The organism is Arthrobacter sp. ok909 (assembly GCF_900104405.1).
Lineage (GTDB): Bacteria > Actinomycetota > Actinomycetes > Actinomycetales > Micrococcaceae > Arthrobacter > Arthrobacter humicola.
In genome coordinates, this window is the sequence record NZ_FNJS01000019.1 from 67,631 (window position 1) to 92,891 (window position 25,261).

Consider the following 25,261-nt stretch of genomic DNA (forward strand, 5'->3'; position numbering starts at 1 on the left):
ACAGAGAGCCCCTATGACCGAACCCCGCACCGGCTTGCCGGCCATCTGGTCAGACGGACTCGGCCGCGCGAGCATCCGCGCCGTCCAGGCCCTGGCGGTGGCTGCCCTTGCCTACGCGATCATCTGGGCGGCCACCAGCATCCCGCTTGTCATCATCCCGGTCCTGATCGCCGTCATCCTGGCTGCAGCGATTTCCCCGCTGGTCCGCTGGCTCACCGGGCATGCCTGGCCGCGCGCCCTCGCCGTCGTTGCCTCCTTCGTGGCCATCCTCGCAGTCGTCGGAGGCATCATCACGGGCATCGTTTTCCTGGTGAACAACCAGTGGGCAGAGCTCTCAGCCCGCGCCGCTGCGGGGATTGACCAACTGCATGCCTTCCTGAATAACGGGCCAGTCCCCGTCACCGACCGACAGATCACCGCAGCCATCGACTCTGCCCGGGTGTTCCTCACTTCCAGCACCTTCGGCGCAGAAGCCCTCACCGGGGCACGGACCGTGGGGGAAATCTTCACCGGCGCGTTACTGATGGTCGTGACCTTGTTCTTTTTCCTCAAGGACGGCCTTGAGATCCGGACCTTTCTCATCGGCTTCCTTCCCGCGGACCACCGCGCCAGGGCCCGCCTGGCCGCAGACCGCAGCACCGCCGTCCTGGGCGGGTACGTCCGCGGCACTGCCATCGTCGCCGCAATCGACGGCCTCACCGTCGGGATCGCCCTCGCCGTTATGGGAGTTCCGCTGGCCCTCCCGCTGGGTGTGTTCATCTTCATGGGCGGATTCATCCCCATCGTCGGTGCCACAGTCGCAGGCACCCTGGCGATCGCCGTCGCGCTGATCTCCAACGGTCCCATCCAGGCGCTGATCGTCCTCGCCATCGTCATCGCGGTGAACCAGCTCGAACACCACTTCCTGCAGCCGGTCCTGATGGGCAAGGTGCTCAGCATCCACGGGCTCGCCATCCTGCTCGTCCTGGCCGCCGGCACCATCCTCGCCGGAATCGTCGGCGCGCTGCTGGCCGTTCCGATCACCGCCGTCGCCTGGACCGTCCTCAAGACGTGGACCGAAAGAGATCAGCTGCCCGGACCGGAGATGCCGGTACCAGAGCTGCCGGACGGAGAGCCCCTTGAGTAAGTGAGTGCCGTTGGTGAAAGCGTCAGCGGCCGCGTTTGCTTCGATGATCGACATACCGGACGTGTGGATGGCCGGAACGAAGATCGCGCCCATGAGGTAGCCCAGGGCTCCGCCGATCATTACGGTCGCCAGAACCAGCCTTAGGAGCCGCTGATAGCAGGGCATGAAAGGCTCCGCCGTGGACATCCCGGCGTGGCTGGTCCAGAATCGGGATATGCCCCTGGCCGAGCAGTACGGGCTTTTCTTCGAAGGTGATATGCCGCCGCGGCGCTCCCTGCGCACCGCGTGGCTGCTGGCATTGTTCCTGGGCTTCACGGGCGCGGACCGGTTCTACCTCCACCGGCCTGTCACGGGCACCCTGAAGCTGTTGACGCTCGGCGGCGCCGGCATCTGGTGGCTCATTGACCTGTTCCGGATCACCGACGCATACGCCGCCGACGGTGCATCAATGCCGTTGGTCGGGACTGACCCCCTGCGACGCGGCCTGCGCACGGCCTCAATTGTCCTGGTCGGCGCCCTCGCGGGTGCGCTGGTCTGCGTCACCGCGGCCCCCGTCACCGGGACTGTCACCGCCACTGTCACCGCCGTAAACGCGCTGCTGCACCCGGTCCCGCCGCCACCGGCGAAAGAGTGGGTCACCGTCGCGGAGGCCTCGGCCACGAAACCCCCCGGGCCGGTCGTGACCGTAACCGGCAAGCTCCACATCGAGTACACCTTCACCGGGGCCGCCGTCGCCTACCTCCAACCCGTGAAAGGGCCGGCGCTCACCGTGCTGTCCCTGGTCAAGGCCGGCGCCGGGGCGATCGGCCTCACCCTGGCCCCGGGGACGTACACGCTGATAGTCAGCACCACCGGCACCATCTGGCACCTCACGGCCCAGGAATACCGGCTCCCCGGGTAGGGCAACCGGTCGGTTTTCTTCGTACCTTGACTCCGGGTAAGCAACGGGCGCACAGTGATGGCCTGTGGCTGGGGCAGTGCACACCCATATCGCAAACCGGACAGGCCGGCCCCGACCGGCTATTGTCCGTACCTGCTTGACGGAGAACCGCCATGCCCGACATCGGCATACAGCACCACGCACCGGCCAGTGCACCATCGACGGAAAGTCCGCGTCCTCGATGGAGAGCCGCTCTGGTGGCCGTCGTCCTGATCCTCGCTGGCCTCCTTGGGGTCGCGCCACCGGCCCAGGCCATCTACAACGGAACCATCCTCAGCCCCAACAAATACCCGTGGGCCGTGAGAATCCAGCTTGTATATCCCAATGGTGCCGTCGCTACCTGCAGCGGCGCCTTGATCAGCTCCTATGCGGTCGTCACTGCCGCTCACTGCCTTCACTACAACGGCGGAACGCCACGAACAGCGGACGTCACGTTCCACTATGGATCTCACCCCGGGCAATTCACCGTACCGGTCCCGGTCGCGCAGGGAGGGCTGATTGTCCACCCGGGTTTCAACGAGTCCTTGCTCAGGAACGACATTGGCGTACTCCATCTGGCGCATCCCGTGGCTGAAGCGCCAATTCCGCTGGCCACAGTGAATCCTCCGGCGAACACCAGTGTCGTGCTAGCCGGCTACGGTTGCCTCGGAGACCCGTTCCTCAGCCATCAAAGCTGCCCTCTCGGCCTGCCGGCCAGCCTCGCGGCGATGTCCACGAGAGTAGTCGCCTCCGGGTCCTGTTCGTCCATCACCGGGGAATGGAGTTTCTGCACCTTCTCGCGCGCCAAATCTGCCAACCACGGCGACAGCGGGGGGCCGGTGCTGCGGACGGAAGACGGCGTTCTCAAGCTTGTCGGGATCATCTCCGCCTACGAAGACCCGCCGGCGGCGAAGTACCTCGACTTATCGACGTCCATCCCGTACGAGTCATCCTGGATCCGGGCGACCCAGAGCGGAGTCTGAGTTGCACAAAAAAACACCCTGGAATCCTTGGATTCCAGGGTGTTTCCCGTTGTGCGCGGAGGGGGACTTGAACCCCCACCCCCTTTCGAGGACTAGCACCTCAAGCTAGCGCGTCTGCCATTCCGCCACCCGCGCAGGTGGTAATTCCGAGTTCGTTTCGCCTTTCAGCGTTTTGCTTTTCTCGGAAGCAGCGAGAAAGACTCTAGCACGACTTTTCCGGAAACAAATAATCGGGGTCAGCGGGGGTGGTGTGGGTAGGCTGAAGCAAGCAATTGAGCCACCCGCCACGAGGAGCCGCTATGACTGACAACCGGACCGACATCAGGCCCGAGGACGAGGTCGTCAGGATCTGCCAGGAGCTGATCCGGATCGATACATCCAACTACGGCGACGGCTCCGGCCCCGGTGAACGCGCGGCCGCCGAGTACACCGCCGGGCTCATGGCCGAAGTCGGGCTGGACGCCGAAATCTTCGAGGCGGCCCCGGGACGGGCCAGCGTGGTGACCCGGCTGGCGGGGGAGGACCCCTCCGCCAGCGCCCTCGTGGTTCACGGCCACCTGGATGTGGTGCCGGCCCTCCGCGAGCAGTGGTCGGTGGACCCCTTCGGCGCCGAACTCAAAGACGGCCTGATCTGGGGACGCGGCGCGGTGGACATGAAGGACATGGACGCCATGATCCTGTCCGTGCTGCGCAACTTCGCCCGCACGGGCCGCAAGCCCAAGCGCGACATCGTCTTCGCGTTCTTCGCCGACGAGGAAGCCGGCGGGACCTACGGGGCCCGCTACGCCGTCGACAAACGGCCCGAACTCTTTGAGGGCGCCACGGAGGCGATCTCCGAGGTCGGCGGTTTCTCAGCGACCATCGGCGGGCAGCGCACATATCTGCTCCAGACGGCCGAGAAGGGCCTCTCCTGGCTCCGCCTCGTTGCCCACGGCCGCGCGGGCCACGGTTCCCAGATCAACACCGACAACGCCGTGACGCGGCTCGCCGGCGCGGTCTCCCGGATCGGTGCCTACAACTGGCCGATCGAACTCACTCCCACCACGCGGCAGTTCCTCGACGGTGTGACCGAACTCACGGGCGTCGAATTCGATCCGGACGATCCGGACAAGATCCTCAAGGAACTCGGTACCGTCGCCCGGTTCGTCGGCGCCACGCTGCAGAACACCACCAACCCCACGCTGCTCAAGGGCGGCTACAAGCACAACGTCATCCCGGAATCCGCCGAGGCCCTCATCGACTGCCGCACCCTGCCCGGGCAGGAGGAGCATGTGCTGGAGATCGTCCGCGAACTCGCCGGGACCGGTGTGGACATCAGCTACGTGCACAACGACGTCTCACTGGAAGTGCCGTTTGCCGGGAACCTTGTCGATTCAATGATCGACGCCCTGCACTCCGAGGATCCCGGCGCCAAGGTCCTGCCCTACACGCTCTCCGGCGGAACGGACAACAAGTCCCTGAGCCGGCTCGGCATCACCGGTTACGGTTTTGCCCCGCTGATGCTTCCGGACGAGCTCGACTTCACCGGCATGTTCCACGGCGTGGACGAGCGCGTCCCGGCTGATTCCCTGAAGTTCGGTGCGCGGGTGCTCAACACCCTGCTCACCAACTACTGAGCGGACGCACCGCCATGACGCCCGAGGACATCCTTGCGGAGCCGCTGCTGGACCGGATCCGCGGCCGGGCCGCCGGCTATGACCGCGACAACGCCTTCTTTCACGAAGACCTCGCGGATCTGACGGCGGCCGGTTACCTGAAGATCTTCGTCCCCGCCTCCGACGGCGGCCTGGGACTCGGACTGGCCGATGCGGCGCAGCTGCAACGCCGGCTCGCGACGGCGGCGCCCGCCACCGCGCTGGCGGTCAACATGCACCTGGTGTGGACCGGCGTCGCGCACGTCCTGGCCGCCCGGGGCGACTCCTCACTGGATTTCGTCCTCAAGGAGGCGGCACAGGGGGAGGTCTTCGCTTTCGGGAATTCGGAGGCCGGGAACGACTCCGTGCTGTTCGATTCCCGCACCGAGGCCGCCCCCTTGCCCGACGGCGGCTACAGCTTCACCGGCCGCAAGATCTTCACGAGCCTGTCCCCGGCGTGGACCCGGCTGGGGATCTTCGGGAAGGACGCCTCCGCCGCGGACGGTGCCGGGGAACTGGTCCACGGATTCATCACCCGGAACACGCCCGGGTACGAGATCCTGCCCGACTGGGACACCCTCGGCATGCGGGCCAGCCAGTCCAATACGACGGTCCTGGACGGTGCCGTCGTGCCGGCGGAGCGGATCTTCCGGAAACTTCCGGTGGGTCCCAACGCGGACCCCTTGATTTTCGCGATCTTTGCCTGCTTCGAGACCTTGCTTGCAGCGGTGTACACGGGCATCGGGGAACGGGCCCTCACGCTCGGGGTGGAGGCCGTGAAGCGCCGGACATCCTTCAAGAACGGCGGCCGCAGTTACGCCCAGGATCCGGATATCCGCTGGAAGGTGGCAGAAGCGGCGATGGCCATGGATGCGCTCTACCCGCAGCTGTCCCGTGTGGCAGCCGACGTCGACGAACTCGCGGACCTGGGCAGCCAGTGGTTCCCCCGGCTCGTGGGCCTCAAGGTCCGGGCGACGGAAACCGCCCGGACCGTGGTGGATCTCGCCATCCGGGTGTCCGGCGGCTCCAGCTACTTCCGCGGCTCCGAGCTGGAGCGGCTGTACCGGGATGTGCTCGCCGGCATGTTCCATCCGTCGGACGACGAATCAGCGCACAACACCGTGGCGAACGCCTGGCTGGGTCCGCTGGACACGCCCTGAGCTGGACACGGCCTGGAGCGGCCCGGGGGGGTCCTAGACGGTGCGCTGGACCTGGATGACCTTGCGGCGCAACCAGAAGCGGCGTCCGCCGCCCACATAGAGGCGGCTGCGCTCCAGCTCCCATTTGCCGTACTCGGAATGCTCCACGAGCCGGCGCCGGGCCTCGGGCAGAGAATCCTCAGGACCGACCGTCAGGACGAGGTACTCGTACTGCTTGACATAGTCCCGTTCCCGCCGGACCGAGCTACTCAGAAAATGTTCTTTCATTGCTCTCCATTTTCGTCTTTTTCCGGCTAACGTGAAGTCATGAGCATCGATCCGCGTGTCGCGCTTCAATCCCTGACCTCTGCACTGGAAGAACACCTGGCGGCCGTCTCCGCCCGCAGGAGTGACGGGGATCCCGCGGTCGAAGCGGCGTTTTTCGCCGTTGCTGATGCCTTTGAAGTCTACGACGACGCCCTGTACGAAGCGTACGGCGAAGTGACGCCCCTCGAAGTGATCGACGGCGACGAAGAGGACGAGGACGACGAGGACGTCGACGACGAAGAAGACCTCGAAATCCTGCAGAACTCAGAGAACTAAACCCCTAGAACGTGGTCGAGTCCGCCCGGGCCGGCGCCCACGGTTAGCAGAAGGCGCCCCGACAGCCCTTAGGCGGGGTCGGAGACGTCTTCGAGCGCCTGCGCGATCTCCGGCGGGAGCGGCGCAAGTGTCGCGTCCAGGATCTCCTTGAGCTGCACCGGGGTCCGTGCGCCGACGACGGCGGTGGCCACCCCCTGCTGGGACAAGAGCCAGCTCAGCGACACGTCCAGGGCCGTCCGGCCAAGCCCCTTCGCCGCCATGGCGACCGCCTCGACCACGCTGGACGCCGGCGACTCGAGATAGGGCTCGACATACGTGGCGAGCCGCTGCTGGGCGGCCCGGGAGTCGGCGGGGATGTGACCCCGGTATTTTCCGCTCAGGACACCCCGTCCCAGCGGACCCCAGGCCATGAGACCAAGCCCTGCGTCCTCGATCGCCGGAATCAGCTCAATCTCCGCGGTGCGCTGCAGGAGAGAATATTCGGACTGGTTGGCCACCAGGGGAAAGCCCGCGATCGCGGCTGCCTTAGCCGTCTGCCAGCCGTTGAAGTTGGAAACGCCGACGTAACGGGCCCGGCCGGAACGTACCGCAAAGTCAAGGGCGGAAAGGGTTTCCTCGAGCGGCACGTTGGGGTCCCAGGCATGCGCGAACCACAGGTCCACATAGTCCGTTCCCAGCCGCGCCAGGCTCGCATCAAGACCCGAAAGCATCCCGTTGCGGGACGTGTCGACGCTGCGGCGCCCGTCCGTCGTGGTCAGGCCGGCTTTCGTGGAGATCACCACCTCGGAGCGGGCGACGACGTCGCCCAGCATAGCGCCGAGCATGGCCTCGGCCTGCCCGTCGGCGTAGGAAGCCGCGGTATCGATCAGCGTCCCGCCGCCATCGACGAAGGCCCGCAGCAGGGCGGCGGCATCCTGTTCCTCGGTTTCCCGGGCCCAGGACATGGTGCCAAGGGAAAGGGCGGACACGCGCAACCCACTGTTGCCGACATAACGCTGCTGCATGTCAGCAAGCTTACGGGGATTCGGGCTGCTTCATAACGTAGGGTCTATAAACGTGAACTGGATACAAGCGGCTCTGCTGGGCCTCGTACAGGGACTGACCGAGTTCCTCCCGATCTCCTCGAGCGCCCATCTGCGGATTGTCGGTGCTTTCCTCCCGAACGCGGCCGACCCCGGCGCGGCCTTTACGGCCATCACGCAACTGGGCACCGAGACGGCGGTGATCGTCTATTTCTGGCGCGACATCCTGCGGATCATCCGCGCCTGGGCCGGCTCGCTCTCAGGCAAAGTGTCCCGCCAGGACCCGGACGCGCGCATGGGCTGGCTCGTCATCTTGGGCAGCATCCCGATCATCGTCCTCGGCCTGCTCTTCCAGGACCAGATCGAATCGGTGCTCCGCAGCCTGTGGGGCGTCGCGACCATGCTGATCTTGTTCGGCATGGTCCTGGCCGTGGCCGACACGGTCGGCAAGCAGGACCGCGACCTCACGCAACTGACCTACAAACACGGCCTCTATTACGGCCTCGCCCAGGCCCTGGCCCTATTCCCCGGCGTGTCCCGCTCCGGCGGCACGATCAGCGCCGGCCTCCTGATGGGCTACACGCGTGAAGCGGCGGCCCGATACTCGTTCCTGCTGGCCATCCCCGCTGTCTTCGGCAGCGGCCTGTACCAGCTGTACAAAGTCGTCTCCAAGGAAGGCATCACCGGTCCGTACGGCCTCCCGGAAACGGCCCTGGCCACCGTCATCGCCTTCGCTGTGGGCTATGTCATCATCGGTTGGTTCCTGAAGTACGTCTCGACCCGCGGCTACCGCCTGTTCGTCTGGTACCGGATCCTCCTGGGCCTGTCCCTATACCTGCTGCTCGGTTTCAATGTCATCAGCGCCTAGCACTAGGCTTGGGCTGTGAAATCCTGGATCTCCCGCCCTGTTCCCCAGCTCCCGGGCAGCATGCCTGCCCTGCGCCTCTTCGACACCGCCAAAGGCGCCATCGTCACCCTGGAGGCCACGGGTGAGCAGTCGATGTACGTCTGCGGCATCACCCCCTACGACGCCACCCACATGGGCCACGCGGCCAGCTACGTCGCCTTCGATCTCCTCAACCGCGCCTGGCGGGACGGCCGGCAGCACGTCTCCTACGTCCAGAACGTCACCGACGTCGACGACCCCCTCCTGGAGCGGGCCACGGCCACCGGCGTGGACTGGCGCGAACTCGCGGCAAGCCAAATCGAGCTCTTCCAGACGGACATGGAGGCGCTGAACGTCCTCGCCCCGGACCACTACGTCGGCGCCGTCGAGGCCGTTCCCCTGATCGTTCCGGCCATCGAGCGGCTCCTGCATAACGGTCTCGCCTACCGGGTTCCCGGTACCGGCGGGGAGCCCGACGGCGACGTCTACTACGACGTCGAGGCCGCCGGGAAACATTCGACCGACGCCGTCGACGCCTGGACCCTGGGGTCCGTGTCCGGGCTGTCCGACGCCGAAATGCTCGAACTCTTCGCCGAGCGCGGCGGCGATCCGGGCCGGGCCGGGAAGCGCCAGGCACTGGATCCGCTGCTGTGGCGGGTTGCCCGCGAGGGTGAGCCCAGCTGGCCCGGCGGTGAACTGGGGGAGGGGCGGCCCGGCTGGCACATCGAATGCACCGTGATCGCCCAGCAGTACCTGCCCAAGCCCTTCACCGTCCAAGGCGGCGGCTCGGACCTGATCTTCCCGCACCACGAAATGGGTGCCGGCCACGCCTACTCGCTGGCGGGTGTTCCGCTGGCCCGCCACTTCGCGCACGCCGGCATGGTGGGCCTGGACGGCGAGAAGATGAGCAAGTCCAAGGGCAACTTGGTCCTGGTGTCCCGGCTTCGCGCTGACGGGGAGGAGCCGGCTGCGATCCGTCTGGCCATTCTGGCCCACCACTACCGCACGGACTGGTCCTGGACCGAAGCCGGTTTCACGGAGGCCAAGGACCGGCTCCGCACCTGGCGCGAAGCCCTCGCGGTGGCTCCACACGGCTCCGTCGCGTCCCTCCTCGGCCGGCTGCGGACCGAGCTCGCCAACGATCTCAACGCGCCCGGCGCCCTGGCCGCCATCGACGCCTGGGCCCAGGCCGCCCTGGTCACCCCGGGAACCGTTTCAGCCACGGACGCCGCACTGGTGGCCGATGCCGTGAACGCCCTGCTCGGCGTCGAACTCTAGGAGCCCTATTTTAGGAGCCGGCAGCCGCGGCCTGGTCGTTAGGGCTTGTCCTTGTTGCGGCGCTTGAGGTAGCGCTCGAATTCACGGGCGATCGATTCGCCGCTGGCCTCCGGGAGGTCGGCGGTGTCCTTGGCCTCCTCCAGCTGGCGCACATAGGCCGCAATCTCGGGATCCTCGGTGGCGAGCTCGTCCACGCCCCGCTCCCACGCGTCGGCCTCTTCCACGAGTTCCTGGGTGTCCAGGGGAACCTGCAGGAGCTCCTCGATCCGGTGCAGGATGGCCAGCTGCGCTTTTGGCGACGGCGCCTGGGCCACATAGTGCGGCACGGCCGCCCACAGCGAGACCGTCGGCAGCCCGGCAAGCAGCGCCACCTCGCCGAGCACGCCCACAATGCCCACCGGCCCCTCGTACTGTGACGCTTCAAAGTCCATCCGCTCCCGCAGGGCGTTGTCGTCGGTGGACGTGCTGACCGGAATCGGCCGGCTGTGCGGCACATCGGCCAGCAGGGCACCGACCAGAATGACGTAGTCCACGTGCAGGGCTTCGGCATGCACGAGCAGCTCGGCGGTGTAGGCGCGCCACTTATAGGACGGCTCGGTACCCTGGACGAAGATCACGTCCACATTCGAGTCGGGAACACTTGCCTTGAAGATCCGGGTGGACGGCCACTTGATCTTCCGCTCGCCGGACGCCGTCCGGCGGATCGTAGGCCTGGTGAACTGGAAGTCGTAGTACTCGTCGGCGTCGATCGACCCGACTTTTTTGCCGCCCCAAAGTTTGTTCAGGTAACGCAGGGCATCGCTGGCGGCCTCCCCGGCGTCATTCCAGCCCTCAAAGGCGGCCAGCATGACCGTGATGCGCCGGCCCTCGGGGACGGGCTGCAGCAGCCGCTCCGGCTCGGAGACGGCGCCTGGTTCGGTGGGGTCTGCCTCGAAGCTGTTCATGCCATCACCCTACGTCCAAGTCGCTTCCCCGTGCAGGCATTGAAGCGCCGCGAAGAAGCAAAAAACTGCCCGGAGATGGCGGCCTGCCGGCCAAAATTCGCCGTAGGCGTAGCGCGGGCGCCCCGCATCCGGCTTCCCCGTAGACTGGGAGGCATGCGATCCTCAGCTTCCCGGCCCCTCCTTAAAGCAGCGCTATGGGACATGGATGGCACCATTGTCGACACCGAGCCCTACTGGATCGAGGCCGAACGCACCCTCGTTGAAGCGCACGGCGGACAGTGGTCCCATGACCAGGCCATGCAGCTCGTGGGACAGTCCCTGGTGTATTCCGCGGGCCTGCTGCAGGAGGCCGGCGTAGCGATGGAACGGCGTGACATCATCGACACCCTCACGGGCCACGTGGTCAGCCAGGTCCGCAAGTCCGTTCCCTGGCGGCCCGGGGCCCGCGAACTGCTTGACGAGCTCTACAACGCCGGCGTCCGCTGCGCCCTCGTCACCATGTCAGAGGCCCCGCTGGCGCGGGAAATCGTTGCCAGCCTCCCCGCGCCCTACTTCGACTTTCTCGTCACAGGGGACACCGTCTCGCAGGGCAAGCCCCACCCGGAGGCTTACCTCAAGGCCGTTGAGCTCCTGCAGCAGCAGGACCCCGACCTCGGCCTGCACCACTGCGTGGCCCTGGAGGATTCCGCCCCGGGCGTCGCCGCCGCCGTGGCCTCGGGCGTCGTCACCGTCGCCATCCCGCACATCGTGCCCCTCCCGCATGACCCCCGCCGCGCCACGTGGGATACCCTCGAGGGCCGCACAGTGGCGGACCTTGAAGAGCTGGTGGCCCTGCGGCACGAATTCCCCGATGCCACCTTCGGACTCGACGCCGGCTCCGTCGCCCGCACGACTGCGAGTCCCGTCCGTGGCTGACACCGGAGGCCAGGGACAGCCCGGCAAGGTGGCGGCTTCGCGCAAGGACGGTATCCCGCTGGGCCGCATAGCCGGCATCCCGGTATATCTCGCCTACTCCTGGTTCATCATCGCGGCCTTCACCGTGATCGCGTACGGCCCGGTCCTCGAGACCAACAACCCGCGTCTGGGCATCACCGCCTTCTTCGTGGCCTTCGCGTACGCCCTGCTGCTCCTGATCTCCGTGCTGGCGCACGAACTCGCCCATGCGCTGACCGCGAAGGTGTTCCACTGGCCCACGGAGAAAATTGTCCTCAACCTCTGGGGCGGCCACACCCAGTTCCAGAGCTTCACCGCCTCACCGGGCCGCTCGGTCCTGGTCGCGATGGCCGGCCCTGCGGCGAACTTCGTCCTCGCCGGCGCCGGCTGGCTCCTGCTCGCCTACGGCCAGCTAAGCGGTGTGGCCGACATCCTGGCCAACATCTTCGTCTGGGCCAACCTGCTGATCGGCATCTTCAACGTACTTCCCGGTCTTCCGCTGGACGGCGGGCGCCTGGTCGAATCCGCCGTGTGGAAGGCCACCGGAAACCAGGACAAGGGAACCATCGCGGCCGGCTGGGCCGGACGGATCATCGTGATCGCCCTGGCGCTGTGGTTCATTGTCCTGCCCCTGGTCAGCGGCGCGCGGCCGGACATTTCCTTCACCCTCATCACGGCCCTCGTGGGCAGCTTCCTGTGGATGGGCGCTTCGGCGTCGATACAGCAGGCCCGCATGCGGGGCCGGCTGTACTTGGTCGACGCCGCGGCCCTCGCCGAGCCGGCCGTCGGCCTTCCGGAAACCGCCACGGTTGCCGACGTCCTGCACCGGGCGCCGTCCGGCAGTCCCGCCGTGGTGCTGTGCGACCGGGACGGCCGTCCTGTGGGCATTGTCGACGCCGGCGCAGCAGCCATGGTGCCTGCCCCGTTGGCCGCGACGACGCCTGTTTCGGCAGTCTCCTACGCCCTGGGCGCCGGGGCCTACGTTCCCGAATGGTCCAAGGGCCAGGAGCTCGTCCAGTACCTGGCCCAGCTCGACGGCCAGGAGTACGCGGTGGTGGACCGCGATGGCGCCGTCACCGGGCTGCTGCACCAGTCTGCCGTCCTCGGGGCCATTACGGGCAAGTACCGGCCCCAACCCCAGAACCAGGGGCAGAACCGGTAGAGTTACTGGTCGGTCGTGAATTTCCGGCCCCCACGCGCAAGGACCGGTGCCCGCCGGCATGTCCGCGGCCACACAGCTTTACAGGAGCGAGGAACATCTTCATGAGCAGCGATACTGCCGCCACCGCCGCCGCAGGCATTAACACAGCCGCAGCCACCAGCACCGCCGCCGCCGCAGGCACGAGTACTGCCGCGACCGGTGCTGCACGCCGCCGCGGACCGTTCCGCGAGGGCGAGCGGGTGCAGCTCACGGACGAGCGCGGACGCATGAACACGATCACGCTCGAGGTCGGCGGGGCCTTCCACACCCACCGCGGCTTCCTGAACCATGACGAGATCATTGGCAAGCCTGACGGCTCCGTCGTCGTGAACAACGTCGGACAGCAGTACCAGACCCTGCGCCCGCTGCTTTCGGACTTCGTGCTCTCGATGCCGCGCGGCGCCGCCGTTGTCTACCCCAAGGACGCCGGCCAGATCGTCACCATGGCGGACATTTTCCCCGGCGCCCGCGTCGTTGAAGCCGGTGTCGGCTCGGGCGCCCTGTCCATCTCCCTGCTTCGCGCGGTGGGGGACAACGGCTACCTGCATTCCTTCGAGCGCCGACAGGAATTCGCCGATATCGCCCGCGGCAACGTCGAAACCATCTTCGGCGGCCCGCACCCGGCCTGGAAGATCTCCCTCGGAGACTTCCAGGAAGAAGTGGTGCGCACCGAAGAGCCGGGATCCGTGGACCGGGTGGTCCTGGACATGCTCGCACCGTGGGAATGCCTCGACGCCGTCGCCACGGTCCTGGCACCGGGCGGGGTCTGGATCAATTATGTCGCGACTGTGACGCAGCTTTCGCGGACAGCCGAAGCCATCCGCGCCGACGGCCGCTTCACCGAGCCCGACGCGTGGGAATCCATGGTCCGCGGCTGGCACCTCGAAGGCCTGGCCGTGCGCCCGGACCACCGCATGGTCGCCCACACAGGTTTCCTGCTGGTGACCCGCCGGCTCGCCGACGGCGTCACGGGAATCTCCGTAAAGCGCCGCCCGTCCAAGACCGATTTCAACGAAGAAGACGTCAACGCCTGGACTCCCGGCGCCGTCGGCGAACGGGCTGTCTCGGACAAAAAACTGCGCCGCGCCGCCCGCGACGCAATCGCCGGAACACACGTCGTGGACACCCCGGAGATAACGAACTAGGCAGCATATTTCGGATGTCTCCAGCGGCACCCGCCTTCTTAGGGCTAAGGTCTTAATAGAAGAGCAGGAAGGGGCTGATGCACGATGGAGACTCCGAACACTGACCCGGGCCGCACACCGGCCGAGGACGCAGCGGATGCTGCCGCACGAGCGGACGCGTTCCGGGCCGCTGCCGGCGAGGAGGAGCGGTATGCCGCCAATGAACTCTCCGTCGCCGAGCGGCAGGTTAACATCCTCCGGGACAAGCTCCGGCACATTGACCGCCAGCTCGCCGCGGCCACGCAAAACAACTCAAAGCTGGTCAGCATGCTGGAGACCGCCAAGGCGGAGATCCTGCGGCTCAAGAACGCCCTCGACCAGGAGGGACAGCCGCCTTACAGCTTCGGCACCATCCTTCAGCTGAACCCGAAGCGCCAGCCGACCGCCGGGAACAGCGGCCAGGCAGCCACTGAGGAATCGGTGGATATCTTCAACGCCGGCCGCAAAATGCGCGTGGGGATCAGCCCGCTGGTGAACATCAACCAGCTGGCAGTCGGCCAGGAGGTCCTCCTGAACGAGGCCCTGATGGTGGTCGCCGGGCTCGGTTACGAGCGCGCCGGGGACCTGGTCACACTGAAGGAGATGCTGGGGACGGACCGCGCCCTGGTGGTGGGCCGGGCCGACGAAGAACGGGTCATCCGGCTCTCCGGGGCCCTGCTCGCCCAGCGGCTCCGGGTCGGCGACGCGCTCTCGATCGATTCGCGCACCGGTTACGCCCTGGAGAAGATCCCGCGCTCTGAGGTCGAAAACCTCGTGCTGGAGGAAGTCCCGGACATCACCTACCAGGACATCGGCGGTCTCGGCCCGCAGATCGAACAGATCCGCGACGCCGTCGAACTTCCGTTCCTGCACCCCGATCTCTACCGCGAGCACGGACTCAAGGCCCCCAAGGGCATTCTGCTGTACGGCCCGCCGGGCTGCGGCAAGACCCTGATCGCCAAAGCCGTGGCCAACTCGCTGGCCGCCCGGGCTGCCGAACGTGCCGGCAAGACGGACATGAAGAGCTACTTCCTGAACATCAAGGGACCCGAACTCCTGGACAAGTACGTCGGGGAGACGGAGCGGCACATCCGCCTGATTTTCGCCCGCGCCCGCGAGAAGGCCTCCGAGGGCAGCCCCGTGGTCGTGTTCTTCGACGAAATGGATTCGCTGTTCCGCACCCGCGGCACCGGCATCTCCTCCGACGTCGAAACCACGATCGTTCCGCAGCTCCTCAGCGAGATCGACGGCGTCGAGCGACTGGACAACGTGATCGTGATCGGCGCTTCCAACCGCGAAGACATGATCGATCCGGCGATCCTGCGCCCGGGCCGCCTGGACGTCAAGGTCAAGATCCAGCGCCCCGACGCCGAGGCCGCCGCCGACATCTTCAACAAGTACATCACCACGGACCTGCCCTTCCACGAGTCCGACCTCGCCGAGCATAACGGCGACGTCCAGGCCACCGTGGACGCCATGGTCCAGCGGACCGTCGAGGCGATGTACTCCACCGAGAAGTCCAACGAATACCTCGAGGTGACCTACGCCAACGGCGACACCGAAATGCTCTACTTCAAGGACTTCAACTCCGGCGCCGTGGTGCAGAACGTCGTGGACCGGGCCAAGAAGTACGCCATCAAGGACCTGCTGACCATCGGGCAGAAGGGCCTGCGCATCGATCACCTCCTCCGGGCGGTCGTGGATGAATTCCGTGAGCACGAGGACATGCCCAACACCACCAACCCGGACGACTGGGCACGGATCTCCGGCAAGAAGGGTGAGCGCATCACCTACATCCGCACCATCGTCCAGGGCAAGGCCGGCCAGGAGCCCGGGAAGTCCATCGAGACCATGCCCAGCACAGGGCAGTACCTGTGACGGCTGGTGTCCCGGGACGGCCGGCCGACACGGCCGGCGGCCTGCCCGTCGGCGGTGCGATGCGAGTGATGGGCTCGGAGACCGAGTACGGCATCCACGCGCCGTCGGCCCCCGGCGCCAACGCCACCATGATGTCGGCCCGCGTCATCCAGGCGTACGCCCAGGTAACGCGGCAGCGGGCGGCCGGCGGGGCCGAAACCCGCTGGGACTACACCGACGAAGAGCCGTTGCACGACGCCCGCGGCTGGACCTTGGAGCGCAGCAGCGCGGACCCCGAACAGCTCACCGACCAGCCTCCGGTCCTGGACGCCGAGGCCATAGCCCTCGCCTACGGACGGCAGGAACTCGAGGCCGACGGCGAGGACGAGACCGGCACGCTGCTGATGAACATGGTGCTGGGCAACGGGGCACGGCTGTACGTCGACCACGCCCATCCGGAGTACTCCAGCCCCGAGGTCACCAACCCGCGCGCCGCCGTCACATGGGACGCCGCCGGAGACCTCGTGGCGCTGGCCGCCGTCCGCCGCCTCGCCGCCGACCCCGAGCTGCCGCCGGTCAACCTCTACAAGAACAACACCGACAACAAGTCCGTGTCCTACGGCTCGCACGAGAACTACCTCATGCCCCGCTCCGTGCCGTTCGGCGAGATCGTTCGCGGGCTCACGCCGTTCTTCGTCACCCGGCAGATCATTTGCGGCGCCGGACGCGTGGGCCTCGGGCAGGACAGCTCCCGGCCGGGCTACCAGATCAGCCAGCGGGCCGACTTCTTCGAAACCGAAGTGGGCCTGGAAACCACCATCCGCCGGCCCATCATCAACACCCGGGACGAACCCCACGCCACCGCGGACAAATACCGCCGGCTCCACGTCATCATCGGTGACGCCAACCTCAGCCAGGCATCCAACTTCCTCAAGTTCGGCACCACCGCGATGGTCCTGAGCCTGATCGAGGCCGGCCTGGCGCCCCGGATTGAGGTTCACGAGCCCGTCACGGCCCTGCAGACGGTCAGCCACGACACCTCGCTGACCGCGATGCTGCGCCTGAGCGACGGCCGGCGGATCACCGCCTTGGACCTGCAATGGATCTATTTCGAGGCCGCCTCCAAACACGCTCAGGACACCGGCGTTGCGGACGCCGTGGACGGTGACGGGCACACCCACGAGGTCCTGGAACGCTGGTCCGGCACCTTGAGTGAACTCGGCGGCGACCGGGCGGCGGCCGCCTCCTCCGTGGAATGGCTTGCCAAACTGTCCCTGCTGGAGGGCTACCGCCAGCGCGACGGCCTCGACTGGGACAATGCCCGGCTGGGCCTCGTGGACCTGCAATGGGCCGACATCCGCCCCGAAAAAGGGCTCTACTACCGCCTGCTGGCCCGCGACCGGATGCAGCGGATCGTCGACGACGCCGCGATCAGCCGCGCCGTGACCGAACCGCCGACGGACACGCGCGCGTACTTCCGCGGACGCTGCGTCAGCCGCTTCGGCGCCGACCTCGCGGGCGCGAGCTGGGACTCGGTGATCTTCGATCTCCCCGGCCGCGGCAGGCTCCAGCGGGTCCCCACCCGGGAGCCGCTGCGCGGAACCGAAGCCCTCACCGGCGGTCTCTTCGCCCGGCACCGGGAGGCCGGAACGTTCCTGGCCGAACTGCTGGGACTCAGCCCCGGTTCCTAGGAACAAAAGGCCCCCGCGGGCGCCCCGAGCGTGGCACTATTGCTACAGGATGTCCCTTACGAGAAAAAGGGACGGACATGAAGGAGAAAACAATGGCAGGCCAGGAGCAGCAGCAGCCGCAGTCGCGGGACACCGAGGTTGACGAGGACGTCCCCGCCGCGCCGCCGGCCCCCGCGGACGCCCAGGCGTCGGCAGCCACCCAGGGCGTTGACGATCTCCTCGACGAGATCGACGGCGTGCTGGAATCCAATGCCGAGGAGTTCGTCCGCGCATTCGTCCAAAAGGGCGGCCAGTAGGAGCGCCGCCGGCCGCCGGATGAGGGCGGCAGGAGGGGCTAAGAGCCGGAAGAGTCGTTGATCCACCACGTTGAGGGAGCGTCAGTGCAGGAAACAACAGCCAACCGCGTAGCAGCCAACGCGACGTCCTCATTCACCGAGCATCTGCAACGCGAGCGGCCCGACTTAATGCCCTTCGGCCACATGCCTTTCAACCAGCTGCCCGCCGCCGGCCAGGCCGCCGCACCCCTCCAGGCCCCGCACGGAACCACGATTGTGGCGATGAGCTACGCCGGGGGAGTGCTGATGGCCGGGGACCGACGCGCCACAATGGGCAACGTCATCGCGAGCCGGCACATCGAGAAGGTCTTCCCCGCCGACCAGTACTCCGTGCTGGGCATCGCCGGAACCGCCGGAATCGCCCTCGACATCACCCGGCTGTTCCAGGTTGAGCTGGAGCACTACGAGAAGATCGAAGGCACGCTCCTGAGCCTGGACGGCAAGGCGAACCGGCTCGGCGCCATGGTCCGGGGCAACCTGCCCATGGCGATGCAAGGCCTCGCCGTCGTCCCGCTGTTCGCGGGGTTCGACCGGCCCGCCGGCTTCGGCAGGCTCTTCTCCTACGACGTCACGGGCGGCCGCTACGAGGAACAGGAACATCATGCCGTGGGATCCGGCTCGATGTTCGCCCGCGGCGCGCTGAAGAAACTCTGGCGCCCCGGGCTCTCGGAACAGGATGCCGTGGCGGTCGCCGTCGAGGCACTGTACGACGCCGCCGACGACGACTCCGCCACCGGCGGCCCCGACCCGGTCCGGCAACTGTGGCCTGTGGTCTACGTGGTGAACCGGACAGGCGCCGTCCGGGTCCCGGACCGCGACCTCGCCGCCGTGGCCGGCCGCATCATCGAATCCCGGGCCGTCGCCCAGCGGGAGGCTTAAGATGACGCAACAGTTTTATGTATCCCCCGAACAGCTGATGAAGGACCGTGCGGACTTCGCACGGAAGGGCATCGCACGCGGACGCTCGGTGGTGGTCATCAGCTGCAAAGACGGGATTGCCCTCGTGGCGGAGAACCCGTCCCCGTCACTGCACAAGATCGGCGAGATCTACGACAAAATCGCGTTCGCCGCCGTCGGAAAATACAACGAGTTCGAGAGCCTGCGACAGGCCGGGGTGCGGTACGCCGACGTCCGCGGCTACTCCTACGACCGTGAGGACGTCACGGCCCGCGGCTTGGCCAGCGTCTACGCCCAAAGCCTCGGAGCGGTGTTCACGGCCGAGCAGAAGCCCTTCGAGGTGGAACTGGCCGTCGCCGAAGTCGCCCAGACCCAGGAGGCGGACCACCTGTACCGGCTGACGTTTGACGGGTCCATCGCCGATGAACACGGCTTCATCGTGATGGGCGGGCAGGCGGACAAGGTGTCCGAGGCCGTCGCGGCGGGCTGGCAGGGCGAACTCGACTTCGCCGGAGCCATCCGGCTGGCCCTCGCCGGGCTCGTGGCGGACAAGGAAACAACCACCCTGCCGGCGTCCGCGCTGGAAGTTGCAGTACTGGACCGCGGTTCGGAAACCGGCCGCGGCACCCGCCGGGCGTTCCGGCGGCTCGAGGACGCGGACATCGTGGCACTGCTGGCTGAGGAGAAGTGAGATGGACAAGCGCATATTCGGCATCGAAACCGAATTTGGAATTTCCTATTCAAGCCCGGAATCCCGGCCGCTCGCGCCGGAGGAAGTCGCCCGCTATCTCTTCCGCAAGGTGGTCAGCTGGGGACGGTCCTCCAACGTCTTCCTGACCAACGGTTCGCGCCTCTACCTGGATGTCGGATCCCACCCCGAGTACGCCACGGCCGAGTGCGACGACCTCGCCCAGCTGATCGCGCACGACCGCGCCGGGGAACTGATCTTGTGCGACCTGGTCGACGAGGCCCAGGAACGGCTGGCGGCCGAAGGCTTCAACGGCACCGTCTACCTGTTCAAGAACAACACCGACTCGGCCGGAAACTCCTACGGCAGCCACGAAAACTACCTCATCCCGCGCCGCGGGGAATTTTCCCGGCTCGCCGAGATCCTGATCCCGTTCCTGGTGACGCGCCAGCTGATCGCCGGGGCCGGCAAAATCCTGAAGACCCCGCACGGGGCCACCTTCGCGTTCTCCCAGCGGGCCGACCACATCTGGGAGGGCGTGTCCTCGGCCACCACCCGCTCCCGGCCCATCATCAACACCCGGGACGAGCCGCACGCGGACGCCGAGTTCTACCGGCGCCTGCACGTGATCGTGGGCGACTCCAACATGTCCGAAACCACGGCCCTGCTCAAGATCGGCACGGTGGACCTGATCCTGCGGATGATCGAGGCCGGGGTGATCATGCGCGACATGCGGATGGAGAACCCGATTCGCAGCATCCGGGAAATCTCACACGACCTCAGCGGCCGGGCCCTGGTGAGGCTAGCCAACGGCCGGCAGCTCACGGCCCTGGAGATCCAGCGCGAGTACCTGAGCAAGGTGACTGCGTTTGTGGCCGAAAACGGTGCCCACAACGCCCACGTGCCGCTCATCCTTGACCTGTGGGAGCGCACCCTGGATGCTATCGAAAGCGGTGACACCAGCACGATCGACACCGAAGTGGACTGGGCCATCAAGAAGAAGCTCATGGACAACTACCGCGAACGGCACGGCCTGGGGCTCGACGCCCCCCGGATCGCGCAGCTTGACCTGACCTACCACGACATCTCCCGCAGCCGCGGCCTCTTCTACTTGCTCCAGTCCCGCGGGGCCACCCGCCGGGTAGTGGACGACACCACAGTGAAGGACGCGGTGGACGCCCCGCCGCAGACCACCCGGGCCAAACTCCGCGGCGACTTCGTCCGGCGCGCCCAGGAACTGGGCCGTGACTACACCGTGGACTGGGTTCATTTGAAGCTCAACGACCGCGCCCACCAGACCATCCTGTGCAAGGACCCGTTCCGGAGCGTGGACGAGCGGGTCGATGCCCTGCTGGACTCGATGGGCTGATACCCAGCTTTGCACGTTATTCTGAGGTAGGGCCGCCTTACGGCCGCCGCTTTCTTTGCCCCGGGAAACCGAACGGCACTGAGTCCACCCTGCCTCGACGAAAGTTTCCAAGTGCGCCGACTACTTGCAATTCTTCTGCCCGGACTGCTGCTGCTGACCGCCTGTGGCGGCAGCGAAGCGCCCCCGGCGCCGGAACCCACCAGCCAGTCCGCGGGTGAGACCGCCAAGCTGGACTCGGTCAAACTCACTGAGAACGGCGACAAGAAGGCCCCCGGTGTTGAATTCACCAAGCCGCTCGACGTCAAGGAACCCACTGTCAAGGTGATCACCGAGGGCAGCGGCGACCGGGTGAAGGCCAACCAGATCGCCGACATCTCGATCGTGGCCTTCAACGGCAAGGACGGCTCCACCCTCGAAGACACGTTCCCGAACGATCCCGAGCCGCTGGAGCTGAACGACGAGCTCAAGACCAGCAGCCCCGTGATCTACAACGCTTTCGTGGGCGCCAAGGTCGGCTCCCACATTGCCCTGGCCGTCCCCGGGCAGGCCGCAGCCGAAGGCACCGAGGCCAAGCCCACGCAGCTCCTGATCGTCAAGGTGCTCTCCGCCAAGGACGCCCCGCCGGTCCTGGACAAGCCGCAGGGCGACGCCGTCACCCCGCCGGCCGGACTGCCGACCGTCAAGGAAAACGACAAGGGCGTTCCGCAGATCTCCGTTGCAGGCGTCCCGGCACCGACCGCGCTGATCTCCCAGGACCTCATCACCGGCAAGGGCCAGGCCGTCAAGGACTCCGACACCATCACGGTCAACTACGTGGGCGTGGCCCTCGCGACCGGCAAGGTGTTCGATTCCAGCTTTGACCGCGGCCAGAAGGCCACCTTCCCGCTCACCGGCGTCATCAAGGGCTGGACCCAGGGCCTGACCGGCAAGACGGTCGGCTCGCGCGTCCTCTTGGTGGTCCCGAAGGACCTCGCCTACGGTGATCAGGGCCAAGGCGACGCCAAGGGCGACCTCGTCTTCGTCGTCGACATCCTCGGCGTCAAGTAATCCACCGCATCCACCACACGTCACCCCCAAAGGAGCAACCATGTCATTTGGACAGCGCAACCTCGACCGCGAAAAGCCGGAAATCGACTTCCCCCAAGGAGACGTCCCCACCGAACTGGTCATCACAGACCTGATCGAAGGCGACGGCGCCGAGGCCAAGGCCGGCGACACCGTATCCACCCACTACGTGGGCGTCGCCTGGTCCACCGGTGAAGAATTCGACGCGTCCTGGGGCCGCGGCGCGCCGCTGGACTTCCGGGTCGGCGTCGGCCAGGTCATCCAGGGCTGGGACCAAGGCCTGCTTGGGATGAAGGTCGGCGGCCGCCGCCGCCTCGAGATTCCCTCCGAGCTTGCCTACGGTTCCCGTGGCGCCGGCGGGGCGATCGGCCCCAACGAGGCCTTGATCTTCGTCGTAGACCTCGTCGCCGTCCGCTAAGGGACGCCGAACACCAACAGCAGGCCCGGCTGCATCAGCAGACTGAACCACCCCCTTGGGGGCGCAAGCGCGGTAACACTCGGAAAAGTTCTTCCGGCTGTTGCCGCGCTTTCGTCTTTTTCGGTGATCGGCTTTAGTACCCTTGCGGGGTGTCCGCCTCACGTACAGAACGCCTCCTGAACCTGCTCATTGCCCTGCTCAACACCAAGTATGGCCTGCGCCGCAGCGAGCTGCGCGCAAAGGTCTATCGCGACACCACGAGCAGTGACGTCGCGTTCGGCCGCATGTTCGAACGCGACAAAGGGGAGCTGCGCCAGTTTGGCTTCGATGTTGAGACCGTGACGGACCAGGGCTGGGGCTCCGATGACCCGGCCACCACCCGGTACCGGATCGGCAAGGAATCGAACCGGCTCCCGGACGTCAGCCTCACCCCCGAAGAGTGCACGGTGCTGATCCTCGCGGCGCAGCTGTGGGAGCACGCCGCGCTCGGCTCCGCCGCCGTCGACGCGGTCCGCAAGCTGCAGGCCGCCGGCGGCCTCGTCGACGCCGAACTCCCTGTCGGGGTCCAGCCGCGCATCCGACCTGCCGGCCAGGCGTTCGAGGACCTGGTGGCCGCCATGCACGCCCAGCACCCGGTCAGCTTCAGCTACCTCGCCGGCAGCACCGGCAAGGACCAGGAACGCCTCGTGGAGCCTTGGGGCCTCGGCAGCCGTTTCGGCCAGTGGTACCTCGTGGGCCACGACCGGGACCGTGGGGATAAGCGGTACTTCCGGCTGTCCCGGCTGACCTCCGCCGTGACAGTGCTGGACAAGGAGAGCTTCACCCCGCCGGCCGGGTTCAACGTCCGCGCCGAACTGGCGGCCCTGGCCGAACTGCCCGTGCAGACCGCCGTCGTCGACGTCGACCAGGGACGTCTGCTCGGACTGCGCAAACGCGCCCTGTCGGGGCCCGACGCCGCCCCGGAAACCGGTGCCGCCCTCGAAGCCGGCGCCGCCGCGGAACCCGGGGAGCAGCCCGCGGCGGGACGGGACCGCCTTGCCGTGCCCTTCCGTGACGCAGAGACGCTGGGCGAGGAGCTGGCCTCCTACGGTCCCCGGGCCGTCGTGGTGTCGCCGCCCGAACTCGCCGCCGCCGTCCGCCGCCGCCTCGCCGCGGCCGCAGCGTTTGCCGCCGCGCCGGTCCCGGAGGTGGCCTTCCCGGAGGCCGGCCGAGCCGCCCGGCCCCGTAAACGCACGTCCGAGGACCAGCTGAAGCGGATGCTGCAACTGGTTCCCTTCCTGGTCCACAACCAGGGGCTACACATCAGCGAGGTCGCCGCCCGGTTCGGAATCACCCGCAAGGCCCTCGAGGACGATTTGCGCATCCTGATCTGCTCGGGCCTGCCGGAAGGCTACCCGGACGATCTGCTGGACATTCAGTGGGACGATGACCACGTCTTCATCACCCAGGACCTTGACCTGACCCGCCCGGTCCGTTTCACCGTGGACGAGGCCTGCGCGCTCCTGACGGGCCTGGAGACGCTCAACGGCCTGCCCGAGCTCGCCGAAGGCGGCGCGCTCGAATCGGTGACGCTCAAGCTCATGGCCGCGGCGGGGGAGGAGGGGCTCAAAGCGGCCTCGCTCTCCGGCCCCGAGGTGGCGCCCGGCAACTCCGCCACCCTGGAGACCGCCCGCGCCGCGATCCGGTCCGGCGCTCAGCTTCATCTGAAGTATTTCTCCCCGCAGCGCGACACCGTCTCCGAACGTGACGTGGACCCCCTGCGGCTGTATTCGCTCGACAACACGTGGTACCTCGAGGCGTACTGCCACGTGGCCGGGGGCCTGCGCAACTTCCGCCTGGACAGGATCGAGGACCTCACGCCCAACGGGCGCCCGTCAGCCGCAACAGCTTCACCGGCGGACAGTTTCCCGGTGAAGCTGTTCACACCGAACGACGATGACACGTTGGTGGTAGTGCAACTTGCCCCCCGCGGCACCGGCCTCGCCGACGACTATTATGCCGAACGGACCGCCGCCCTGCCTGGTGGCGGCCTGCTGGCCGAGATCCGGTTCGGCAGCACGGACTGGCTGCCGATGTTCGTCGCCCAGCACGGAGGCATGGTGCGGATCCTGCAGCCGGCCACCCTCGCCGAGGCGTCCCGGCAGTGGCTCGCCGCCGCCCTGACGCAATACGAGGACTTGCCGGACCGCCCGATAGACTAATCAGCATGCCTTGGTGGTCCTGGATCCTGATCTGGATAGCGCTCGTCGCGCTTTCGCTGTTGTTCTATGGCGTGCTCGGCGTGCGGTTGTACCGGCAAGCGACCACCGCGCTCAAGGAACTCGGTGAAGCCATGGACCGGTTTTCCCGCCTTCCGTCACCCGCTGACGCAGCTGCGGGCTCCCTGCCGGCGCCTGCCGACGGCGGGACCGGCACCCCGGGCGGCACGGCCCCTCAGCCGGTACCCGGTGGCGCTGTTTTTGCCTCGCCTGCCCGGATGCGTCATGATTACGACGCATCCAAGCTCGCCCGGCAGGACGCCCGCCGGCTGCGCCGCATCCAGCGCAAGAAGGACCGCGGGCAGCCCCAGACGCTGCGCGACATCGAATTGGGTTAGACGTAGGATGTATTCAAACGAAAGGACCTCTTGACATGAGGCTTGAAGGCTGGCATCTCATCATCATCATCGTTCTGGCATTGGTGCTGTTCGCTGCACCGAAGCTGCCGGGCATGGCCCGCAGCCTGGGCCAGTCGATGCGCATTTTCAAGTCGGAAGTCCGGGAAATGAAGAAGGACGGCACCTCCGACGCCAAGGAAGGCTCCGAGCCGGTCGAGGGCCGGGTTGTTAACCACCCGCAGGCCGCCGCCCCGGAAAGCCGCACGGGCGACGGAACCGACATTCCGCCGTCGACCCGCGCCTAAGTACGCATGGCAGTAACCATGAGCCGTCGATCGAACCCCGAGGGGAGGATGGCGCTCCTTGACCACCTGAAAGAGCTGCGCAACCGGCTCTTCAAGGCGGCAATCGCCGTCGTCCTCGGGACAGTGGCGGGATTCCTCGTCTACCAGCCGTTTCTGGCTGCGCTGACCAAGCCGATCCGTGACCTGAACGAACAGCAGGGCCGTCAGGC

The 25,261-nt window shown here is 67.0% G+C and carries 26 protein-coding genes and 1 tRNA gene; 23 read left to right on the forward strand and 4 right to left on the reverse strand.

The genetic code is table 11. From position 1 onward, the window contains the following. The first annotated feature begins 13 nt into the window (after positions 1–13). The 3 genes from BLR03_RS15310 to BLR03_RS15320 all read left to right on the forward strand — a co-directional run bounded on the left by BLR03_RS15310 (position 14) and on the right by BLR03_RS15320 (position 3,028). On the forward strand, positions 14–1,126 hold the full coding sequence (locus BLR03_RS15310) for an AI-2E family transporter (protein WP_091254191.1): 1,113 nt from the start codon (positions 14–16) through the stop codon (positions 1,124–1,126). A 163-nt stretch (positions 1,127–1,289) separates the two neighbouring features. After that, on the forward strand, positions 1,290–2,027 hold the full coding sequence (locus BLR03_RS15315) for a TM2 domain-containing protein (protein ID WP_254788527.1): 738 nt from the start codon (positions 1,290–1,292) through the stop codon (positions 2,025–2,027). 236 nt (positions 2,028–2,263) lie between these two features. Further along, positions 2,264–3,028, forward strand: a complete 765-nt coding sequence (locus BLR03_RS15320; protein ID WP_175460575.1) for a S1 family peptidase — start codon at positions 2,264–2,266, stop codon at positions 3,026–3,028. A gap of 52 nt (positions 3,029–3,080) precedes the next feature. Here BLR03_RS15320 and BLR03_RS15325 read toward each other — a convergent pair. Further along, positions 3,081–3,163 (reverse strand) — tRNA-Leu (locus tag BLR03_RS15325). Between the two features lie 164 nt (positions 3,164–3,327). On the opposite strand from BLR03_RS15325, the gene BLR03_RS15330 reads away from it, so the two are divergent. After that, on the forward strand, positions 3,328–4,644 hold the full coding sequence (locus BLR03_RS15330) for a M20/M25/M40 family metallo-hydrolase (protein ID WP_091254195.1): 1,317 nt from the start codon (positions 3,328–3,330) through the stop codon (positions 4,642–4,644). Between the two features lie 14 nt (positions 4,645–4,658). Beyond that, the gene (locus tag BLR03_RS15335; RefSeq protein WP_091254197.1) at positions 4,659–5,822 is read left to right on the forward strand and encodes an acyl-CoA dehydrogenase family protein; all 1,164 of its coding nucleotides are present in this window, start codon (positions 4,659–4,661) and stop codon (positions 5,820–5,822) included. Between the two features lie 33 nt (positions 5,823–5,855). Here BLR03_RS15335 and BLR03_RS15340 read toward each other — a convergent pair whose 3' ends face one another. After that, positions 5,856–6,089: a DUF5703 family protein gene (locus BLR03_RS15340; RefSeq protein WP_018772920.1), complete on the reverse strand. Its 234-nt coding sequence runs from the start codon at positions 6,087–6,089 to the stop codon at positions 5,856–5,858. Positions 6,090–6,128: 39 nt separating this feature from the next. On the opposite strand from BLR03_RS15340, the gene BLR03_RS15345 reads away from it, so the two are divergent. Next, positions 6,129–6,404 (forward strand): hypothetical protein, encoded by a 276-nt coding sequence (locus tag BLR03_RS15345; RefSeq protein ID WP_091254200.1) that lies wholly within the window; start codon positions 6,129–6,131, stop codon positions 6,402–6,404. A gap of 68 nt (positions 6,405–6,472) precedes the next feature. Here BLR03_RS15345 and BLR03_RS15350 read toward each other — a convergent pair whose 3' ends face one another. Further along, positions 6,473–7,408: an aldo/keto reductase gene (locus tag BLR03_RS15350; RefSeq protein ID WP_091254202.1), complete on the reverse strand. Its 936-nt coding sequence runs from the start codon at positions 7,406–7,408 to the stop codon at positions 6,473–6,475. Positions 7,409–7,460: 52 nt separating this feature from the next. On the opposite strand from BLR03_RS15350, the gene BLR03_RS15355 reads away from it, so the two are divergent. Further along, positions 7,461–8,294 (forward strand): undecaprenyl-diphosphate phosphatase, encoded by an 834-nt coding sequence (locus tag BLR03_RS15355; protein WP_091254205.1) that lies wholly within the window; start codon positions 7,461–7,463, stop codon positions 8,292–8,294. A 15-nt stretch (positions 8,295–8,309) separates the two neighbouring features. Further along, on the forward strand, positions 8,310–9,590 hold the full coding sequence (gene mshC, locus BLR03_RS15360) for a cysteine--1-D-myo-inosityl 2-amino-2-deoxy-alpha-D-glucopyranoside ligase (RefSeq protein ID WP_091254208.1): 1,281 nt from the start codon (positions 8,310–8,312) through the stop codon (positions 9,588–9,590). A gap of 38 nt (positions 9,591–9,628) precedes the next feature. Here mshC and BLR03_RS15365 read toward each other — a convergent pair whose 3' ends face one another. After that, a complete protein-coding gene (locus BLR03_RS15365) occupies positions 9,629–10,534 on the reverse strand; it encodes a PAC2 family protein (RefSeq protein ID WP_091254210.1) in 906 nt (301 codons plus the stop codon). Positions 10,535–10,687: 153 nt separating this feature from the next. Between BLR03_RS15365 and BLR03_RS15370 the strand changes: the two genes are divergently transcribed. From BLR03_RS15370 to BLR03_RS15440, 15 genes are all read left to right on the forward strand, one after another. After that, a complete protein-coding gene (locus BLR03_RS15370) occupies positions 10,688–11,449 on the forward strand; it encodes an HAD family hydrolase (protein ID WP_091254212.1) in 762 nt (253 codons plus the stop codon). Then, the gene (locus tag BLR03_RS15375) at positions 11,442–12,629 is read left to right on the forward strand and encodes a site-2 protease family protein (RefSeq protein WP_091254214.1); all 1,188 of its coding nucleotides are present in this window, start codon (positions 11,442–11,444) and stop codon (positions 12,627–12,629) included. The genes BLR03_RS15370 and BLR03_RS15375 overlap by 8 nt, the downstream gene beginning before the upstream one ends. A gap of 101 nt (positions 12,630–12,730) precedes the next feature. After that, positions 12,731–13,813: a tRNA (adenine-N1)-methyltransferase gene (locus BLR03_RS15380; protein ID WP_091254217.1), complete on the forward strand. Its 1,083-nt coding sequence runs from the start codon at positions 12,731–12,733 to the stop codon at positions 13,811–13,813. 84 nt (positions 13,814–13,897) lie between these two features. Beyond that, positions 13,898–15,709, forward strand: a complete 1,812-nt coding sequence (arc, locus tag BLR03_RS15385) for a proteasome ATPase (RefSeq protein ID WP_091254218.1) — start codon at positions 13,898–13,900, stop codon at positions 15,707–15,709. A 59-nt stretch (positions 15,710–15,768) separates the two neighbouring features. Continuing rightward, a complete protein-coding gene (gene dop / locus BLR03_RS15390) occupies positions 15,769–17,379 on the forward strand; it encodes a depupylase/deamidase Dop (protein ID WP_091254256.1) in 1,611 nt (536 codons plus the stop codon). A gap of 92 nt (positions 17,380–17,471) precedes the next feature. Next, a complete protein-coding gene (locus BLR03_RS15395) occupies positions 17,472–17,675 on the forward strand; it encodes a ubiquitin-like protein Pup (protein WP_026266331.1) in 204 nt (67 codons plus the stop codon). Between the two features lie 84 nt (positions 17,676–17,759). Beyond that, entirely contained in the window at positions 17,760–18,593 is an 834-nt protein-coding gene (prcB, locus tag BLR03_RS15400) for a proteasome subunit beta (RefSeq protein ID WP_091254259.1), read from the forward strand. 1 nt (position 18,594) lies between these two features. Beyond that, complete coding sequence (prcA, locus tag BLR03_RS15405; RefSeq protein ID WP_091254221.1) at positions 18,595–19,302, forward strand: proteasome subunit alpha; 708 nt, start codon at positions 18,595–18,597, stop codon at positions 19,300–19,302. A gap of 1 nt (position 19,303) precedes the next feature. Next, the gene (gene pafA, locus BLR03_RS15410; protein ID WP_091254225.1) at positions 19,304–20,668 is read left to right on the forward strand and encodes a Pup--protein ligase; all 1,365 of its coding nucleotides are present in this window, start codon (positions 19,304–19,306) and stop codon (positions 20,666–20,668) included. 111 nt (positions 20,669–20,779) lie between these two features. Then, positions 20,780–21,715 carry an FKBP-type peptidyl-prolyl cis-trans isomerase gene (locus BLR03_RS15415; RefSeq protein ID WP_091254226.1) on the forward strand — a complete coding sequence of 312 codons (936 nt, stop codon included), beginning with the start codon at positions 20,780–20,782 and terminating at the stop codon, positions 21,713–21,715. A gap of 40 nt (positions 21,716–21,755) precedes the next feature. Continuing rightward, complete coding sequence (locus tag BLR03_RS15420) at positions 21,756–22,151, forward strand: FKBP-type peptidyl-prolyl cis-trans isomerase (protein ID WP_091254229.1); 396 nt, start codon at positions 21,756–21,758, stop codon at positions 22,149–22,151. 149 nt (positions 22,152–22,300) lie between these two features. After that, positions 22,301–24,352, forward strand: a complete 2,052-nt coding sequence (locus BLR03_RS15425; RefSeq protein ID WP_091254231.1) for a helix-turn-helix transcriptional regulator — start codon at positions 22,301–22,303, stop codon at positions 24,350–24,352. A gap of 5 nt (positions 24,353–24,357) precedes the next feature. Further along, complete coding sequence (locus BLR03_RS15430) at positions 24,358–24,747, forward strand: hypothetical protein (protein ID WP_091254234.1); 390 nt, start codon at positions 24,358–24,360, stop codon at positions 24,745–24,747. 35 nt (positions 24,748–24,782) lie between these two features. Further along, positions 24,783–25,052 (forward strand): Sec-independent protein translocase subunit TatA, encoded by a 270-nt coding sequence (gene tatA, locus BLR03_RS15435; protein WP_091254236.1) that lies wholly within the window; start codon positions 24,783–24,785, stop codon positions 25,050–25,052. Positions 25,053–25,070: 18 nt separating this feature from the next. Further along, positions 25,071–25,261, forward strand: a 191-nt coding sequence (locus BLR03_RS15440; RefSeq protein ID WP_254788528.1) for a twin-arginine translocase subunit TatC, incomplete at its 3' end; no start/stop codon positions are given.